Below are 18,043 nucleotides of genomic sequence, written 5' to 3' on the forward strand. Positions count from 1 at the left end.
GCTTCACCCCCTCTTGGCCAGCTTGATGCTGATGAATTCATGTAAGAGGAGCACAACCGCCGACATGAGGATGGAGATGACACAAAGGGATATGGCCATAGCCTCACTGGCCGGGGAGCTTGCATAATCATAAATGGCAAGGGGAATTGTCTGGGTGACTCCGGGGATGTTGCCGGCGACGATGATAGTGGCGCCGAATTCGCCAAGGCTGCGGGCAAACATCAGCAGTGAGCCGGCAACCACTCCAGGCAGCGAAAGGGGCAGAATGATGGTGAGAAAGGTATCGTGCCTGCTCGCCCCAAGGGTGCGGGATGCCTGAATGAGCTGATAATCGATATGCTCCATGCTCAGGCGCACCGCACGGACCAGCAGGGGGAAGCCGACAACTGCCGAGGCAATTACAGCCGCTTTCCAGGTAAATATTATCCTTATTCCCAGCTGATCAAGGAAAGATCCGATCCAGCCGTTCTTGCCCAGCACCAACAGCAGCAAATAACCGATCACCACCGGGGGCAAGGTCAGGGGGAGATTGACCAGGACCTCCAGCAGCAGCTTCCCCCTGAAGGCGGTAAAGCTCATGACATAGGCGAAGCCAATGCCGAAGGGCAGAGAAAGTGCCGTGGCGGCCAGCGCTACCTTTGTCGACAGGTAGATAGCCTCATAATCTGGTGGAGTAAGTGATGTCATCCCATGTCTCTCGTCACAGCTGTTGCGTAATTGCTATCTTAACGTGAAACCTTTCTTGAGCAAGACTGCCTGTGCCTCCGCACCTTTCAGATAATTATAGAAAGATACGGCCTCAGGATTCTTGCTGCCGGTGCCAGTCAGTCCCATCCTGTAGACAATTTTCGGATAAAGATCAGCCGGCACGGTAAAAAGAACCTTTGCCCGTTTTGCCTGCAAGGCCTCAGTCATGTACACAAACCCGCCGTCCACTTCGCCTCGCTCCAGGTAGAGAAGGCATTCCCGCACATCTTTCGCCATGACCAGTCTTTTTGCAACACCTTTTTCCATATTGGCGGATCTGAGGGCGGCCATGGCGTACTCGCCGACAGGTACACTTTTGGGATTGCCGATGCCGATCTTTTGCAGCAAGGCAATGTCCTTCAGTGATTTGATCCGCTTGTCGGTCTTGCCGGCGAAAACGAGCTCATTGCCAGCAAAAGTGACAACACTGGCGGTCGCCATAAGCCCTTTGCCGACAAGGTAGTCCATCCAGTGGCTGTCTGCAGAAATAAAGAGGTCTGCAGGCGCACCATTTTCAATTTGCCTGGCAAGAGTCCCGGAGGCACCTGCATTCTTATACAGGGTAATATTCCTGTTGTTTCTGCTGAAGCTGCCGGAAAGTTCGTTGACGACTTCCTTCAGGCTGGCGGCAACAGACAGGTAAACTTGCCCTGCAGAAGCAGATGTTGCCCACAGCAGCACAAAAAGTATGATCAGCCGCTTCATTGTCGGCTCCTTTCTGCTGAAAAGCAGCAGTGATTTATTTCAGCCGGCCATCACGGCGAAAGTGATGCAGCTACTATGCCTTTTCGATTTACCCGGTCCCCTTGCCTTCTCACAAGATTCCGATTTCTGTAGTCCCCGTACAACAGGCGTGTGGACACCTCTGCCGACAAGGTACCAATCTGAAGGGATACCCCATCCTGTACAACGGCAATGGCAGATGCCTAATAAAGCGGCAAAAACCCTTGATACTGCTGGCGCCAGTCCCGCCGTGTTTATTCAAGGTCGCTTCCTCTTCCATTTCCCATAAACAGCGGGAATGAGCGCAAACGAACCCAGCAGGGCAAAGGAGGCAAGTACCCGCGGCGAAAGCACCTGTTCCGGTGACTCTATACTGGCAAGACTAGCCCCGGCGTTGCAGAAAACCAAGCTGCCGGGAATAATTCCCACCAGGGTGGCAAAGAAAAAAGTGCGCAATTTCAGGCGGGTCAGGCCGGCGGCGAGATTGATGAGAAAGAAAGGGAAAACCGGCACCAGGCGAAGGAACAGCAGGTAGCCGAAGCCCCGCTGCTCAAGTTCGCTGTTCATGGCTTCCAGCCTGGTGCCGAACCGCTTCTGCACCACATTATGAAGTAGATACCGGCTGACTAGGAATGCCAGAGTTGCCCCGCTGGTGGCAGCGATATTGGCGTAGATGGCGCCCATCATCACCCCGAAGATCGCTCCGGCAGCAAGGGAAAGTATCGCCGCCCCCGGCAGGGAGAGCGCGGTCTGCAGAACATAGATGGCAATGAAGACTATGGCAGCGGAAATTTTATGGTGTTCATAGTAGGAAACAAGACTGGCATGGTTGGCTTTCAGTGCCTCGATGGTCAGGAAGCGGTCCAGATCGAACCAGAAAAAAAGAAGAATTAAGAGCAGCAGCAGTGGGAATAATATTTTTTTCACTCGTTGGTCCCTTAGACAATGATCCGAATGTGGTACAGAGGTGCCAGTATAGCTAAAATATCTGCCGGATGAAAGTCGAAGAACAGAACAACCACTGAAAAATCTAAATTTTGGGTGACCTGTCCCGATAATTTAAATATGCGCTAATCTGCAAGGGGGATAACAGGTGCGCTCAATTTACAGGAACTGAAGGGAAATCTTCTCCATCAGCTTGTAATTGGCAATCCTGGCAGCTATTCTGGACATATTGGGCAGATGAGGTCTTAGCAGGTCTTGTTGCCTGCAGAACTTTCATATACATTGTCAGGTGCAAACAGGAAAGGTCAGAGGAGAGGATAGTTGCCGGGTAAAAATTCAAGGGGAACAGCCGATATAAGAGTGAGTCTCAAAACCAAGATAGTCCTGACAACTTCTGCTTTTGTCGTTCTGTTCATGTCAATAGGTGCATATTCGGGAATCTATTTCGAGCACCATCTCAAACCATTCATCTACGGGCAGCAAAGTGCTCTGGCCTCCTCCATGGCCGATGGGATCGACGGCAAGAATACGAATTTCCAGACAGAAATCGTCGCTGTGGCTGAACAGGTTACGCCGGAGCTCATGCTGCTTGCAGTTCCAACCGTTCTTTTACTGTCCATTGTCATGGTTTGGCTTTTGATGGGCATGCTGACGGCACCATTACACCGGTTCACCAGCCACGTGAAAAAGGTTGCCGCGGAGGATGAACAGAAACCGGTGGAGATTGAAGCCGGTGACGAGTTAGGGTCCCTTGCCGGGGCGTTAAACAAAATGCTGTCTGAACTGAATATGAAGAAGAAAACCATTCAGGAACAGCTCCGCTTCCTGCAGGTGCTGATGGACACCATGCCGGCGCCTGTGTTTTATAAGGACATGACCGGCAGGTATCTTGGCTGCAACGCCTCGTTTGCAGCCTTTATCGGCATGCCCCGCATCCAGATCATAGGCAAAACCGTCTATGACATTGCACCCAAAGCACTGGCGGACATTTACCACACCTCAGACCTGGAACTGGCAAAACGGCAGGGGATACAGGTTTACGAGTCAAGAACCCCCTATGCCGATGGCAGTTATCGTGACGTGGTCTTTTATAAAGCATTATTCACCAATACTGAAGGGATACCGGAAGGGCTGGTCGGCATCATGCTCGATATAACTGATCGTAAACGTGTCGAGGAGAAAGTGCGCGACATGGGAGAGCGATTCCACCAGCTTTTTTCCCAGAACTGGGATGCCATTCTCCTTTTGTCGCCGGAGACGTTCCGGGTTGTGGATGCAAATCCGGCAGCTGGCAAGATGTTCGGTTACGATGACAACGGATTGATATTCCTTGAGTTGTCTGCAATTCTTGACGCCGATGATCTGGCAAGGCTGGCAGATCTCCTTGCCAATTCCGACCATGCTGGCAGTGTTCAGCTGGACAAAGCGACAGTCATGCCCAAGGACGGCATGAACATCACGGTTTCCATCCGCTGCAAACTGATAAAAATCGACAGCGACCAGTTTGTCTATTGCTCCTTCCGCGACATCGGCGAAAGTATCCGCCTGAAAAAGGAGATGCAGGAGACCCAGGGGAAGCTGATTCATGCCAACAGGATGACCGCACTGGGAGTTCTCACGGCGGGCATTGCCCATGAGATCAATAATCCTAACAGCTATATCTTGGCAAATGCGACCCTTCTGTCCGAGGCCTGGAACGATGCCATTCCCGTCTTGCGGCGCCATGGGGAGGAGTACGGAGAGATATACCTCGGAGGATTACCCTTTGCCGAGATGCAGCAGGTGATACCGAGGCTTTGCTCCGGGCTTACCGAAGGTTCACGCCGGATCAGCGCCATCATCGCTAACCTGAAAGGCTTCTATCGGGAACAAAAAGGGGCGGTCGCGACGCCATTCGATATCAACAAGGCAATCGGTGATGGTGTTTCCATTCTCATCCATCACATACACAAGCACACCAATCACTTTTCGCTCTGTCTCGGGGAAAATCTTCCCCCTGCCAGAGGAAGATCGCAGCAGATAGAGCAGGTGATTATCAACCTGGTGATGAACTCACTGCAGTCCCTTGCCGATAAGTCCGGAGCTGTTTCTGTGTCCTCGGCCTTTGATGAGCAGTCCGGCTTCATCACGGTTACAGTGAAAGACGAAGGGAAAGGGATGGCGCCGGAGGTGCTCGAACGGCTTACGGAGCCCTTCTTTTCCACCAGGCTTGACGAGGGGGGCACCGGTCTCGGACTTTCCATTACCGACACCATCGTCAAGGAGCACGGGGGCTACCTGCTGTTCGATTCCATCCCCGATGGGGGCACCACCGCAACGTTCCGGCTCCCGGCGGCAGCCGGCGCTGTATTACCGACTGCTACCGACGGCGACTGTAAAATGGCAGCAGATTATCAGATTTGACGGCGAGGTTACAATGACAGTCCCGGGGAAATTTCCAATTCTTCTTGTCGATGACGAGGAGGAGATGCTCTTCATCCACAGCGTCATGTTCAGGGGGGCCGGTTTCAGCGAGGTGACCACCCTGAGCGACAGCCGCAAGGTGCTGCCCCTGCTTGAGGAAAGGAGCGTCGCCCTGATTGTTCTCGACCTCTATATGCCGTTCCTCGGTGGTTTCGAGCTGCTCAAGGAGATCAAAGACCGTTTTCCGCAGATCCCGGTCATCATCATGAGCGCGGCCAATCAAATCGAGCTGGCGGTGGAATGCATGAAAACCGGAGCCTTCGACTATTTTGTCAAACCTGCCGAGAAAAGCCGGCTGCTGGCCAGTGTCAACAGAGCTCTCGAGCTGCATTCCCTGCGCGACGAGGTCTCCCTGCTGACAAGGCATTTTTTCTCGGATCGACTGGACCGGGAAGAGGTATTTGCCTCTATCATCACGCGAAACCCGGCCATGAGACGCATCTTCCGCTATATGGAGGCAGTGGCGGCAAGTGATCAGCCGGTACTGGTGACGGGAGAAACCGGGGTTGGCAAGGAGATGGTCGTACGCGCGCTCCATGATGCCAGCCACCGCAAAGGCCAGTTCATAGCCGTTAACGTGGCCGGTCTGGATGACCAGGCTTTCTCGGACACCCTCTTTGGCCACACCAGGGGGGCATTTACAGGGGCTGACCAGGCGCGCGAAGGCCTGGTGACAAAGGCGGCAGGGGGCACCCTTTTCCTCGATGAGATCGGCGACTTGCAACTGCCGTCCCAGATCAAGCTGCTGCGTCTTCTGCAGGAAAGGGAGTATTATCCTCTCGGCTCCGACAATGCGAAGAAAAGCGATTCCAGAATTGTCGTCGCCACCAACCGCGACCTGAAGCAGATGATGGAGGGGAATTCCTTCCGTAGTGACCTCTATTACCGGCTCAAAACCCACCGAATCCAGGTGCCGCCGCTGCGCGACCGGCTTGAAGATATGCCCCTGCTCGTCAATCATTTTCTTGACGAAGCGGCTGCGGCCATGGGCAAAAGCAGGCCGGTTCCCCCAGTCGAGCTTAACGGCTACCTTGCTGCTTACAGCTTCCCGGGCAACATCCGCGAGTTGAAAGGGCTGATCTTCGACGCCGTGGCCAGTCATCAACAGGGGGTGCTTTCCCTCGAAACCTTCCGGAAAGCCATCGGCAACGACCATACCCCCCATGGCCCCGAGCCCGTTGACTATTTCAAGCACTGCAGCGGAGCAGCAGGTGAGCGTATGCCAACCCTCAAGGAAGCGGAAGAAGCTCTCATCGCCCATGCCCTGAAAGCTGCTTGCGGCAATCAGGGCATCGCCGCCGCCCACCTGGGCATCAGCAGACAGGCTCTAAACAAGCGCCTGTGCCGCCGGGGTGAAAATCCGCCAGACTGAGATATTATCCAGACGAAGAACCTCCCCACTCCAAACCCTGCGACAAAAGTTGCAGGCGTAACCTTCGTCTCTCCCCTCTCACCCCGCTAAAAATCAACACTCAACCGGAATTCCCATTTTTCAGGCGCAACAAACGTCGCACGCTACCCACAAACTGTCCTTTTGCCAACCCATTGATTTTACACTTAAATTTATCGATCCGACCTTGGCATTGCCCCTGCAAAGTGAGACTGACAAATGCAGCAGGGAGGATTGCAATGACCGTATCGTTACAGAAGCCGCTGACACTCAGTCTTCATGGTGACTGGTCGGTGGCCGGCATAGCTGGCCAGTGGGCACTGGTTTCAGCGTACCTGGCCGGACTCAAAAATGACAACGAAGGTGCAGACGAAGCCAGCCGGCGGATCCTGATCAGCATGGAGGGCATTGATGCGCTGGATGCCTGCGGATGTCAGCTTATGGCGATCTTCGTCCGCGATGTGCGAAAGATCGGCATCGAGCCATGCCTTACCGCCGTGCCGGATAACCTGCACGGCATCATCAGTGCTCTGGGCTTTACCCACCATTTTCAAAACATGGATCCGGGAGCGATCGAGCAATGAAAACCTCCATTGACATGGCCCGATTCTGCCAGACCTTCTTTGAGGAATGTAGCGAGCATCTGGCTGAAATAGAACGTATCCTCCTTTCCCTGGATTTGAACAGGCCGGATGAAGAGGAACTGAATGCCCTCTTCCGCTCGGCACACACTATCAAGGGAAGTGCCGGCATCTTCGGCTTCGAGGATATGACCTCGGTCACCCACCTGCTTGAATCGCTGCTCGACCGGATCCGGGGCCACGAGATGCTGCTCACCGCGTCTATGGTTGATCTTTTTCTGAAGGCAAAGGATGCCATCGCCCTGCAGTTGGCCGGTCACCGTGATGGAGAACGGGTCGACCTGCAGTTTATCGAGGAGGTCTGTTGCAGCCTGCGGCATCTAACCGAACAGGACGCCCTTCCCTCCCCCTCGACAAAAGGGGATTTACCCGCAGTTCAGGCCCAGACAGAAGATGGAAAGATGCAAAGCACCTTCGAGCTCCGCTTCAGCCCGGACACGGACCTCTTCATGCGTGGCGCCCGCCTTGACTATCTCTTCGACGAACTGGGGGAACTGGGAGAATTGACGGCTCAGGCAATCATAGCTGATGCTCCGCCGGTTGAGCAGCTTGATCCGGAACATTGCCACACCCGTTGGCAGCTATGGCTCGCCGGCACCTGCAACGACATGGAAATCCGCGATGTTTTCGAGTTTGTGGCTGATGATGATCAGTTGAACATCCGCAGGGTTCAAAGCGCTGAAATTGGCAATGACAGGCCGGAACCGCAGCCGGTGACGGCAAGTGGTTCCCAGACGGCAGCGGAGACACAACCGTTCGGCAGAAGGGCCTATGACAAGGATGAAACTGCGCCTGGAGCCTTCGGCCGTCGGGGGGGGGAGGCGGAATCTTCCATCCGGGTTGGCGTGGCCAAGGTCGACCAGCTGATCAACCAGGTGGGAGAGCTGGTGATCACCCAGGCCATGCTCGACCAGATGGGGAGGCAGCTGGATCCGGTCCTTTTTCAAAACCTGCATCAGGGATTGCTGCAACTGGAACGGAACACCAGGGATCTGCAGCAGAGCGTCATGTCCATCCGGCTTGTCCCCATCAGCATCGTTTTCAACCGCTTCCCCAGGCTGGTGCGGGAGCTGGCGGCCAAGCTGGGCAAGCAGGTTGAACTGAAAATGGTCGGAGAGACAACGGAACTGGACAAGGGTCTGGTGGAGAAAATCGCCGATCCCCTCACCCATCTGGTGCGCAATGCCCTGGATCACGCCCTGGAGGTTCCTGAGTTGCGCATAGCCGCCGGCAAAGGGCCCACCGGCAGCGTGATCCTGCAGGCGTCCCAAGTGGGGGGAAGGATCGTCATCGACGTCATTGATGACGGTGCCGGCCTCAACCGGGAAAAAATCCTGACGAAAGCAGTCGAGCGCGGCATTGCCACTGCCGACACCATGTCCGATGAAGAAGTCTGGCAGCTCATTTTCGCCCCCGGTTTCTCCACCGCCGAGGCGGTCACCGATATCTCCGGACGCGGTGTCGGTATGGATGTGGTGTTGAAAAACGTTCAGAGTCTCGGAGGACGGGTTGCCATCCAGTCGGAGCAGGGCAAGGGGACCCGCGTCACCATAAGCCTCCCCCTCACCCTCGCCATTCTGGACGGGCTGAGCGTTGGTGTCGGCAATGAACGTCTGATTGTGCCAATCAACGCTATTGTCGAATCCCTCCAACCCACCGGAGAAAATCTGAAAGCCATTAACGGCAACGAGGTGGTCCAGGTGAGAGGGGAATATATCCCCATCCTGCGCCTCCACCGCATTTTCAACCTTACCGATGCGGTTACCGATCCCAGGCATGGCATTCTCATGATCATAGAGGTAGAGGGGGAAAAGGGGGCAATGCTGGTCGACAATCTACAGGACGAGCTCCAGGTGGTAATCAAGAGCATGGAGGAAAATTATCGTAAAGTGGAAGGCACTTCCGGCGCAGCTATCCTTGGCGACGGTCGTGTAGCCTTGATCCTTGACGTGGGAGCCCTGATGCAACCGGGAAAAAGGAACAGCAACTGGCACCGGACCAGATCAAAGGAGGCGTGGGATGCAGAATGAACAGGGATCAACGCAGAGCGGGAGGGGGGAAGAATATCTAACCTTCACCCTTGGCAAAGAAGAGTATGGCATGGATATTCTCAAGGTGCAGGAGATTCGTGGCTATGACGCGGTAACGCATATTGCCAACTCACCCGACTTCCTCAAGGGGGTCATCAATCTGCGCGGCGTCATCGTCCCCATCGTCGACATGCGCATCAAATTCAACCTGGGTAGCGCCGTTTACAACGAATTCACCGTCGTCATCATCATCAATGTTGCCGGCAGAGTGGTCGGCATGGTTGTCGATGGGGTATCTGACGTCATCAGCCTTGCTCCGGAACAGGTCAAGGCAGCTCCGGAATTCAGCTCCGGTCTTGATACCAGACACATCACCGGCCTCGGCACCATCAATGACCAGATGCTGATCCTGGTGGACATCGAGCAGTTGATGTCCAGCCCGGAAATGCAGTTGATGAACAATGGAAACATGCAACCGTCGGCATTGCCGGTGGACACAATAACTGCCCAAGGAGAACAGCTATGCAATGGTTCTATAATCTGAAAATCGGTACCAAACTGCTGTCAAGCTTCATCATCCTGGCCCTCATCGCCGGAATCATCGGCTGGATCGGCATTGCCAACATCAACAAGGCCGATGACAATGGCCAGATGCTCTATGAAAATGTGACCATTCCCATCTCCCACTTGGGAGAGATATCAACCAGTTTTCAGCGGGTGCGGGTCAACCTGGCCAAGATACTGCTGGTGCAGGACCGGGCGGAAAAACAGAAATACAGTGAGCAGATCAAGGAGCTGAGTGCCGAGATCACCAGGAACGTGGAGCTGGCGGAGAAGACCTTTACCGGCAGTGAGGAGAAGGGGTTGTTGAAAGATTTCAGCGACAGCCGCACCGTCTTCAGGCCGCTTATCGGTAAGATAGCCGATTTGTCCATGGCCGGCAGGGATGCCGAAGCCCTCGCCGCCTATAACGGGGAAGCGACTCATGCGGCCATGACTGAGCAGGCGGCCATCAACAAGCTGGTGGAGTTCAAGGTCAAAAATGCTAAGGCCATGTCCCAGCAGAACACTGCCATGGCCAGTGCGGCAATCCGCTTCACCCTAATACTGGCAGTTGTCGGTATAATCCTGGCAATCAGCTTCGGCATCTTCATCACCCGCATCATCACCACTCCCCTGCAGGAGGCAGTGCGCACAGCACAGCTGGTAGCCGATGGCGACCTGACCTGCAAGGTGGAGCCGAAATTTCAGGATGAGACCGGCCAGCTGCTCCTGGCCCTGAAGGAGATGAACGTCAGCCTGGTCAATATCGTCCAGGATGTGCGCAACGGTGCCGATTCCATTGCCACTGCCACCGAACAGATCTCCGCCGGCAATGCCGATCTCTCCCAGCGCACCGAGGAACAGGCTTCGGCACTTGAAGAAACCGCCTCCAGCATGGAGGAGCTGACCTCAACCGTTAAGCAGAATGCCGACAATGCCCAGCAGGCCAATCAACTGGCCATCAGTGCCAGCTCGGTAGCGGTCAAAGGGGGAGAGGTCATTACCAGAGTGGTTAACACCATGGGTTCCATCTCCGACAGTTCCCGCAAGATTTCCGACATCATCGGCGTTATCGACGGCATCGCTTTCCAGACCAACATCCTCGCCCTCAATGCAGCTGTGGAGGCGGCCCGGGCCGGTGAACAGGGGCGTGGTTTCGCCGTGGTCGCCGCAGAGGTACGGAGTCTGGCCCAGCGTAGCGCTGCTGCGGCAAAGGAGATCAAGTCACTCATCGAAGACTCGGTAAGCAAGGTGGAGGATGGCAGCAAACTGGTGGAGGAAGCTGGCCACACCACCCAGGAGATTGTCACCAGCATAAAAAGGGTCACCGATATCATGGCTGAAATCTCTGCCGCCTCCATCGAGCAATCCAGCGGTATCGAGCAGGTTAACACCGCCATCACCCAGATGGACGATGTTACCCAGCAGAACGCCGCCCTGGTGGAGCAGGCTGCAGCAGCGGCAGAGTCACTGGAAGAGCAGGCAGGGCAACTGGTGCAGATGGTCAGCCGCTTCAAGCTGGATGAAAACCTGCAATTGCGAAAGGTAACGGTGGAGAAGAAGGTGCGCCAGATCGATTCCCTGCCGAACAAACCTTTGGCTGCCAAGGCCAGGCCGGCCACTGCTCTAATGCGGCTGGCCAAAGCGGAAGGGCATGACTGCGCTGTGCCTGCAGAGGCCGATGGTGACTGGAAAGAATTTTAAACAGCGGGACAGAGACAATGAAAATGACAGGGATGGCGGCCGCACCTGCCGGCAAACCGCCGGCACCGGCCAAGTGGGATGGTAAAGAGACGGTTCTGTTTCCCCTTAAGGACGAGGAATTCGGCCGCCTTCGCGAACTCATTCACAGCATCGCCGGCATCTCCCTTTCACCAAACAAGAAGGACCTGGTCTACAGCCGTCTGGCACGCCGCCTGCGCACCAGACGGCTCTCCTCTTTCACTGACTATATCGGCATCCTGGAAAGCGGCAATAGTCTTGAGCGGGAAGCTTTCATCAATGCACTAACCACCAATATGACCTCCTTTTTTCGCGAGGCCCATCATTTCCCCATTCTCGCCCGCCACCTGGGAAGTATCAAATTCAACAGGCCGATTACCATCTGGACCTGTGCATCTTCCACCGGTGAAGAGCCATATTCACTGGCCATTACTGCCATTGAACAGTTCAACAGTTTCAATGCTCCGGTGCGCATTCTTGCCACGGATATAGATACCAATGTTCTGAAGAGGGCGCGCAAAGGCATCTATCCCCTTGAACAGTTGCAAATGCTCTCTTCGAAGAGGATGAAACGCTTCTTCCTCCGTGGAAAAGGAGAAAACGATGGCTTTGCCAAGGTCAAACCGGAATTGCAGCAGATGATCACCTTCCGGCAGCTCAACCTTCTCAGCACGGACTGGGGGCTGTCAGAAAGATTCGACGCCATCTTCTGCCGCAACGTCATGATTTACTTCGACAAGATGACCCAACAGCGGGTGCTGACAAACCTGGCCCGTTACCTTAATCCCCATGGCCTGTTCTTTGCCGGCCACGCTGAAAGCTTCCACCATGCCACAGATCTGTTCCGGCTCTGCGGCAAGACTGTTTACGCCCTGAGGAGCTGAATCCGCCATGGCTATCAAGGTTCTTATCATAGACGATTCGGCACTGATACGCAGCCTGCTCTCCGACATCATCAACCGCCAGCCCGACATGGAGGTGGCGGGGACCGCCCCGGATCCACTTGTGGCAAGGGAGAAGATCAAGGCGCTCAATCCAGACGTGCTTACCCTGGACGTGGAAATGCCGCGCATGGACGGGCTGGTCTTTCTGGAAAGGCTGATGCGACTGAGGCCGACGCCGGTGATCATGGTTTCATCGTTGACTGAACGGCATTCGGCAATTACGCTCCAGGCCCTGGAGCTGGGGGCTTTCGATTTTGTCACCAAACCGAAGATCGACATCTGCAACAGCCTCCAGGACTATGCCGATGAACTCGCCGACAAGATCCGTGGTGCGGCAAGATGCCGCCTGCACCGGCCATTACGAGATACGGTCGCCAGGACGATCGGGCCAAAAAACTCGGCCGATGTCGTCCTTCCTGTGCACCATGGCAGGTTTGCCACCACGGAAAAGGTCGTTGTCATCGGTTCTTCGACGGGGGGCACTGAAGCACTGAAGGCTTATCTGACCACCATGCCTCCCGATTGCCCTGGCACTCTCATCACCCAGCACATGCCGGAAACCTTCACCAGGACCTTTGCCAGGAGGCTCGACAGCCTGTGTAAAATTTCGGTAAAGGAGGCGGAAGGAGGTGAACGGGTGTTGCCGGGACATGCCTATATCGCTCCGGGGAACCGGCACCTGCTGCTCAAGAGAAGCGGTGCCAATTATGTCACCGAACTGTCGGACGCGCCTCCTGTCAGCCGTCACCGCCCCTCTGTGGACGTACTTTTTCGTTCCGCCGCCAACTGCGCCGGCAGCAATGCCATCGGCATCATCATGACCGGCATGGGAGATGACGGTGCTGCCGGCATGAAAGAGATGCACGACAATGGTGCTTTTACACTTGCTCAGGACGCGGAGAGCTGCGTCGTCTTCGGCATGCCCAAGGAGGCCATTGCCAGGGGAGGAGTTGACCGGGTGGTGCCGCTGCCCGAACTCTCCAGCCATCTCTTTGACTGGCTTTTAGCCCAGGGCCGGCGTAATTTCAGGGTTTAAGAAGCCCTCTCCCATTCTTTTTGAGAACAAATGACCCATGACCACAGTGACCACGTCCTGTTTTGGCCTCACCATCTGCAGAAAAGTGGTGCACAACCACAATGGGAAGATCTGGGCGAAAAGTCCGGACCCGGCAATGGGACAACCTTTGGATCACTCTGCCGTTGGTGTCTGAATTCCTCACAGTCAAGGACCAGGAAACCACATGAACAATAAAGTGATGATTATCGACGACAACGAATATATCCGGGAATCCATCGAGATCCTGTTCAGGGCCAAAAGAATCAACGTCCTTACCGCCTCCGGAGGGGAAGAATGCCTGCATCATCTGGAAGCGGGCTTCAGAGGGGTCCTGCTCATGGACATCATGATGCCTGAGATGGACGGCTGGGATACCATTCGCCAGATGGTCGCCAGAGGGCTGTATGAGGGCAATACCATTCTCATGCTCACGGCAATGGGGGAACCCGACGGCAGGATGGAAGAGATCCAGAAATATGTGACCGATTACCTGACAAAGCCTTTCAATCCCACTGCCCTCCTTGAAGCGGTGGAATACTACCACCAGTTGCTGGTATCGGGTAGTACCGATGTCCGGCAATAACCGGCGAGCCGCTGGCACTGAAGAAACTTTTCTGCGCATTGCCCCCAAAGGCCGCCATACAAGCAGGGACCGTAGATTTTGTCCGGAAAGAATTGGTGAAAAAATACTGGCTCTGGTAAGCCGGAACCAATAGGGGGGGCAGCACCGTGCATATGCTTAACGTGAAGATGTCTCACATGGAGCAGGAAGAGAATGAGTTTGAACGGCAAAGTACCGTGGCCTCCCGGATTGATTACGCCAGGCTTTTTCATGCTGCACCAGTTGCCATGTGTATCACCACCCTGGGCGGACGGTTCATCGAGGTAAATGAAGAATTTCTCGACAGGAGCGGCTATTGTCGAGAGGAGGTTATCGGCTTTACTTCCGCCGAAATCGGGATCTGGCTGGACGACAATGACCGGGTCCGCATAATCAGCTCACTCATAGATAAAGGCAAGCTGAAAAATGAGGACATCTATTTCAGGGACAAGAACAATAATATCTTCGCCGGACTTTTTTCTGCCGAGCTCATCGAGATAAACTGCGAGCCATGCATTTTTGCCTTCATAACGGACATTACTGAACGAAAACATCTCGAAGAGCAGATAGAGATGCTGAATACGGACCTTATGGCAAGGAAAATGGAACTGGAAATGGCAAACAGTGAACTGGAGGCATTCAACTACACGGTCTCCCATGACCTCAACGGCCCTCTCACAATTATTGGCGGGTTTTGCCAGCTGCTCAGGGAACAGTGCGGTCCTCTGCTGAAAGGAGAACACCTGGAGTACTTGAAACGAATCCAGGAGGGCACCCGAGTGATGGAGAAACTCATCGATTCGCTGCTCTGCTTTTCGCGGCTGTCCAGGTGCGAACTGCGGCGGGGAGAGGTGGATCTGAGCATGATTGCCAGGGAAATCACCGACAGCCTGAGAACGAAAGCTCCCGATCATAGGGTAATATGCATAATTGCAGACGGCATAAGAGTTGACGGTGACGCCACTTTTTTGCAAATCGCCTTGGAGAACCTCATCGGCAATGCCTGGAAGTATTCAAGCAAAAAGGAGGAGATCTTCATCGAGTTGGGGAGAACCGAATCGAAGGGGAGGAACTGCTACTTTATCCGGGATAAGGGGGCCGGTTTCGATAATATATATGCCGAAACCGTGTTCAGCCCATTCAAACGGCTGCACAGCGACAGGGAGTTTGCCGGCCACGGTATCGGCCTCGCCACCGTCAGTCGCATCATCCAACGCCATGGTGGCGAGATCTGGGCTGAAGGAAAAGTCGGGGAAGGAGCTACCTTTTATTTCACATTGTAGTAGGGGTCAGGAAACGGAGAAAAAGTGGCAAAGTGGCAATCTGTGGAAAAAGCCAGCATCAGCGACCTAGGAGTCTGTCGGACTTAGAATGAATCGGCTGCGAAAATGGCAAATCGGTCCGGATCTCCGTAAATTTTCGACAAATAGGTCCACTATTCGCTCTCAAATTTCCAAATATCCGTCCTCGATTTTCCATTCTCTCGCTTCGACCCTAAGTCCGACAGACTCCTGGTAACCATTCAACAGAAAATCGTATATGAGAATCTTGAGGAAGATACTCGCAAAGAAGTACCATTTCTTCTCGACGTACAACACGAGTTACACTCTCACCTACTGACGCGTGTGATGATTCCATTAGTGCGAACCGATGCTCAGAAAGCAGGTTGGACACGTTGTGCCCTACATTTACAATAGAGAGGCAAAGTGTGTTCGCATCAAGTATACAAATTTCAGAAATCAACGCAAAAGGGGCTAGACATCACTGTCTAACCCCTTGTAATTTTTGGTGGAGATGAACGGGATCGAACCGTCGACCTATGCGTTGCGAACGCATCGCTCTCCCAACTGAGCTACATCCCCTGATGATTTTCTCAATGTATACCGCAAATAATAACGGTTGAAAAGGAATTTTCAGTTCTGAATCGGCACGACGACGCTAAATTCCACGCCGATACCCGGTCGGTTGTTGATATGGATCTTGCCGCAATGGTTGGTGATGATACGGTTTGCTATGGGAAGACCAAGGCCGGTGCCGGTGTCTTTTGTGGTGTAAAAGGGATTGAAGATGTGGTGAAGCGTTTCCAGCGGAATGCCTCCGCCGGTATCCCTGACCTTGACGGCAACGGCTTTCTGTCCGTCGATGGTTGAGGTCCCGACCCGAATGGCAAGCTCACCGCCATTTTTCATCGCTTCCTGTCCATTGAAGAAAAGGTTGATGAACACCTGTTTCAGTTGTTGACAGTCGCCGAGAAGCGCCTCGATCTTTCGGGGAAAGCGGGTCGTAACCCGGATGCCTTTCTCTTCCAAGGAAGGCCGGACCACTGCCAGAGCGTCCTTAACTATCTCAGAGATATTGCAGGGGGTATAACAGATTGTTGTCTTCTTGGAGAAAGAAAGGATATCGGTCAGCATCTTCTCCAGTCTCAGCACTTCCCGGACGATCAGGTCGGCACTTTCTTTCTCGTCGGATGCCTTGGCCAGCCTGCCTGCCAGCCGCCGTGCAAATCCGCCGATGGCAACCAGAGGTCCCTTGAGCTCATGGGCAATGCCGGCTGCCATTTCACCTATGGCGGCCAAACGCTCTCCCTGGATGAGCCGGTCCTGGGCCTCTGACAGATCGCGATTGGTATCTTCGATCCGATTATAGAGGATGGAATTCTGGATGGCCATGCCGGCTTGATTGGTGAAAAGTTGTAAAAAGCGCAGGTTGTCTTTGCTGATAGGCCTTCCTTCGAGGCTGTTGTCGACCACGATGACCCCTACCACCTTTTCACGGGCTATGAGCGGTGCGACCGCGAAGGAGGTGATGCCGAAGCGCTTGATGAAAGTATGATCCGCCTGCTTTTCACGGGCGGCCACGGGCACATAGATCAGCCGTTTTTCCAGCACGGCCCGAGAAGCCAGGTTCAGTGACTTGTCCAACTCCAGGCGGCTGGCCATTACCTTCTGATTGAAATCGGCTTGTCGCTGGCAGACCATGTTGTCATCGGAGATGTCCCAGCGACTGGCCAGGATATCCTCAGACTCGCTGAAGGGATCGGTGCAGCATGCGGATGTTTCCCTGGTCACTCCAAGCATTCCCTGCATGATTCCTGACCTTTTGTTGATAAGGAAAAGCATGGCCCGGTCGAAAAAGGGAGCCGGCCCCGAAGTAAGCGCCGTCAGGGTAAGGTGGATCAGCTTGTTCAGTTCAATGGTGGAAAGGATAGTATTACTGACACGGTAGAGAAGGGACAGATCTTTCAGTTTTTTGTCATTTTCAGCAGAGAGATTGGTCAACAACTGAAGGGCAATGGTTCGCACCTGCTCCAGGACCTTTTTCCTGGTAGCGGTCAGGCTCTCGTTTGGCCCCAGGCCGATGGCGAGAACGCCAAAAAATCGGTCATTGCGTGAGATAGGTTCGCAAAGAAATTCGACTTCACTACCATGCCTGGTTTCGTCGGCATGGAGAGCCTGCGGTGGGATAGAGAGCGGAATTCTTCTGGCAGCACAAATTCCGGCACCGCCCTGTCCTGGTGGGATATTGCATGGAGTCATGGTGCCCGGATCGGCGCTGCTTATTTTCCTGGACAGGCATCCTTGATACTGATCATGGAGATAAATGGTGACGGATGTTAGCTGGAGTGAGCCGGCAAGACGTTTAACAAGGGATTTCAACTTCTGGAGAGAAGTGCGGTTTGGGGCGTCGGCTATGCGCACCGCATAACTCAAGAGGTTGTACCTGTCCCGAAAGGTCATGGCAAAACTCCGGCGGGATGTGTATTGGAGGGTGAAAAATCAGAGCATACGGAAAAATTATCGCAGCTTTTCTTTCTGTTCCTGATCCATTTTGCAGTCGATGCAAAGGGTGGTTACCGGGCGTGCTTTGAGTCTCGCTTCACTGATGTCTTCTTCGCATATTTCGCAGATGCCGAAGGTGCCGTCCTCGATACGCTGAAGTGCTTCCTTGATCTTGTTGATGAGTTTCCGTTCCCGGTCCCTGATGCGCAATTCGAAGTTACGATCCGATTCCTGGGTCGCCCGGTCGTTTGGATCGGGGAAATTCGTCGTGTCCGAGGTCATTTCCGACACGGTCCTGCCGGCTTCTTCCCTGAGGACGCGGATCTCTTCCAGCAGTACGTTTTTAAAATACTCAAGCTTTTCTGAATCCATGGACTTCACCATCCTTTGCTAAATCATTATAATATTAAAAAGGAATTTAACTATTTAGTAAAGGAAAATTTTGTGGTCAGGCC

16 protein-coding genes and 1 tRNA gene are annotated in these 18,043 nt (G+C 54.1%); 11 read left to right on the forward strand and 6 right to left on the reverse strand.

Going from position 1 to position 18,043, the window contains the following annotated elements:
• Positions 1–3: 3 nt before the first annotated feature.
• From modB to GEOB_RS18395, 3 genes are all read right to left on the reverse strand, one after another.
• Positions 4–687, reverse strand: a complete 684-nt coding sequence (modB, locus tag GEOB_RS18385; RefSeq protein ID WP_012648753.1) for a molybdate ABC transporter permease subunit — start codon at positions 685–687, stop codon at positions 4–6.
• Between the two features lie 33 nt (positions 688–720).
• Positions 721–1,452 carry a molybdate ABC transporter substrate-binding protein gene (gene modA, locus GEOB_RS18390; protein WP_012648754.1) on the reverse strand — a complete coding sequence of 244 codons (732 nt, stop codon included), beginning with the start codon at positions 1,450–1,452 and terminating at the stop codon, positions 721–723.
• Between the two features lie 276 nt (positions 1,453–1,728).
• Positions 1,729–2,397: a TVP38/TMEM64 family protein gene (locus GEOB_RS18395; protein ID WP_012648755.1), complete on the reverse strand. Its 669-nt coding sequence runs from the start codon at positions 2,395–2,397 to the stop codon at positions 1,729–1,731.
• A gap of 339 nt (positions 2,398–2,736) precedes the next feature.
• Between GEOB_RS18395 and GEOB_RS19890 the strand changes: the two genes are divergently transcribed.
• The 11 genes from GEOB_RS19890 (at position 2,737) to GEOB_RS20745 (ending at position 15,503) form a co-directional block, all read left to right on the forward strand.
• Positions 2,737–4,818, forward strand: a complete 2,082-nt coding sequence (locus tag GEOB_RS19890; protein ID WP_012648756.1) for an ATP-binding protein — start codon at positions 2,737–2,739, stop codon at positions 4,816–4,818.
• 13 nt (positions 4,819–4,831) lie between these two features.
• The gene (locus GEOB_RS18405; RefSeq protein ID WP_012648757.1) at positions 4,832–6,250 is read left to right on the forward strand and encodes a sigma-54-dependent transcriptional regulator; all 1,419 of its coding nucleotides are present in this window, start codon (positions 4,832–4,834) and stop codon (positions 6,248–6,250) included.
• A gap of 257 nt (positions 6,251–6,507) precedes the next feature.
• Positions 6,508–6,852 (forward strand): STAS domain-containing protein, encoded by a 345-nt coding sequence (locus tag GEOB_RS18410; protein ID WP_012648758.1) that lies wholly within the window; start codon positions 6,508–6,510, stop codon positions 6,850–6,852.
• Positions 6,849–8,939, forward strand: a complete 2,091-nt coding sequence (locus tag GEOB_RS18415) for a chemotaxis protein CheW (protein ID WP_012648759.1) — start codon at positions 6,849–6,851, stop codon at positions 8,937–8,939. Before GEOB_RS18410 ends, GEOB_RS18415 begins: the two co-directional genes overlap by 4 nt.
• Positions 8,929–9,483 carry a chemotaxis protein CheW gene (locus GEOB_RS18420; protein ID WP_012648760.1) on the forward strand — a complete coding sequence of 185 codons (555 nt, stop codon included), beginning with the start codon at positions 8,929–8,931 and terminating at the stop codon, positions 9,481–9,483. Before GEOB_RS18415 ends, GEOB_RS18420 begins: the two co-directional genes overlap by 11 nt.
• Positions 9,462–11,186, forward strand: a complete 1,725-nt coding sequence (locus GEOB_RS18425) for a methyl-accepting chemotaxis protein (protein ID WP_012648761.1) — start codon at positions 9,462–9,464, stop codon at positions 11,184–11,186. The genes GEOB_RS18420 and GEOB_RS18425 overlap by 22 nt, the downstream gene beginning before the upstream one ends.
• A gap of 17 nt (positions 11,187–11,203) precedes the next feature.
• The gene (locus GEOB_RS18430; protein WP_012648762.1) at positions 11,204–12,088 is read left to right on the forward strand and encodes a CheR family methyltransferase; all 885 of its coding nucleotides are present in this window, start codon (positions 11,204–11,206) and stop codon (positions 12,086–12,088) included.
• 7 nt (positions 12,089–12,095) lie between these two features.
• Complete coding sequence (locus tag GEOB_RS18435; protein ID WP_012648763.1) at positions 12,096–13,184, forward strand: protein-glutamate methylesterase/protein-glutamine glutaminase; 1,089 nt, start codon at positions 12,096–12,098, stop codon at positions 13,182–13,184.
• A 205-nt stretch (positions 13,185–13,389) separates the two neighbouring features.
• Positions 13,390–13,788: a response regulator gene (locus GEOB_RS18440; RefSeq protein WP_012648764.1), complete on the forward strand. Its 399-nt coding sequence runs from the start codon at positions 13,390–13,392 to the stop codon at positions 13,786–13,788.
• A 152-nt stretch (positions 13,789–13,940) separates the two neighbouring features.
• Positions 13,941–15,089 (forward strand): sensor histidine kinase, encoded by a 1,149-nt coding sequence (locus GEOB_RS18445; protein WP_083767181.1) that lies wholly within the window; start codon positions 13,941–13,943, stop codon positions 15,087–15,089.
• 249 nt (positions 15,090–15,338) lie between these two features.
• Positions 15,339–15,503, forward strand: coding sequence for a CcdB family protein (locus GEOB_RS20745; RefSeq protein ID WP_407638390.1), 165 nt, complete (start codon positions 15,339–15,341; stop codon positions 15,501–15,503).
• An 89-nt stretch (positions 15,504–15,592) separates the two neighbouring features.
• On the opposite strand, the gene GEOB_RS18450 is transcribed toward GEOB_RS20745, so the two are convergent.
• The 3 genes from GEOB_RS18450 to dksA form a co-directional block, all read right to left on the reverse strand.
• Positions 15,593–15,668 (reverse strand) — tRNA-Ala (locus GEOB_RS18450).
• 51 nt (positions 15,669–15,719) lie between these two features.
• Positions 15,720–17,546, reverse strand: coding sequence for an ATP-binding protein (locus tag GEOB_RS18455; protein ID WP_012648766.1), 1,827 nt, complete (start codon positions 17,544–17,546; stop codon positions 15,720–15,722).
• 57 nt (positions 17,547–17,603) lie between these two features.
• Positions 17,604–17,960 (reverse strand): RNA polymerase-binding protein DksA, encoded by a 357-nt coding sequence (gene dksA, locus GEOB_RS18460; RefSeq protein WP_012648767.1) that lies wholly within the window; start codon positions 17,958–17,960, stop codon positions 17,604–17,606.
• Positions 17,961–18,043: the final 83 nt, after the last annotated feature.

This window comes from Geotalea daltonii FRC-32 (assembly GCF_000022265.1).
Classification (GTDB): Bacteria; Desulfobacterota; Desulfuromonadia; order Geobacterales; family Geobacteraceae; genus Geotalea; species Geotalea daltonii.

Coding starts and splice junctions, on each gene's coding strand:
- GEOB_RS18440 (WP_012648764.1), top strand. CDS start 13,390: ATGAACAATAAAGTGATGATTATCGACGACAACGAATATATCCGGGAA.
- dksA (WP_012648767.1), bottom strand. CDS start 17,960: ATGGATTCAGAAAAGCTTGAGTATTTTAAAAACGTACTGCTGGAAGAG.
- modA (WP_012648754.1), bottom strand. CDS start 1,452: ATGAAGCGGCTGATCATACTTTTTGTGCTGCTGTGGGCAACATCTGCT.
- GEOB_RS18410 (WP_012648758.1), top strand. CDS start 6,508: ATGACCGTATCGTTACAGAAGCCGCTGACACTCAGTCTTCATGGTGAC.
- modB (WP_012648753.1), bottom strand. CDS start 687: ATGACATCACTTACTCCACCAGATTATGAGGCTATCTACCTGTCGACA.
- GEOB_RS18445 (WP_083767181.1), top strand. CDS start 13,941: ATGCTTAACGTGAAGATGTCTCACATGGAGCAGGAAGAGAATGAGTTT.
- GEOB_RS18425 (WP_012648761.1), top strand. CDS start 9,462: ATGCAATGGTTCTATAATCTGAAAATCGGTACCAAACTGCTGTCAAGC.
- GEOB_RS18415 (WP_012648759.1), top strand. CDS start 6,849: ATGAAAACCTCCATTGACATGGCCCGATTCTGCCAGACCTTCTTTGAG.
- GEOB_RS18420 (WP_012648760.1), top strand. CDS start 8,929: ATGCAGAATGAACAGGGATCAACGCAGAGCGGGAGGGGGGAAGAATAT.
- GEOB_RS18435 (WP_012648763.1), top strand. CDS start 12,096: ATGGCTATCAAGGTTCTTATCATAGACGATTCGGCACTGATACGCAGC.
- GEOB_RS18405 (WP_012648757.1), top strand. CDS start 4,832: ATGACAGTCCCGGGGAAATTTCCAATTCTTCTTGTCGATGACGAGGAG.
- GEOB_RS18430 (WP_012648762.1), top strand. CDS start 11,204: ATGAAAATGACAGGGATGGCGGCCGCACCTGCCGGCAAACCGCCGGCA.
- GEOB_RS18455 (WP_012648766.1), bottom strand. CDS start 17,546: ATGACCTTTCGGGACAGGTACAACCTCTTGAGTTATGCGGTGCGCATA.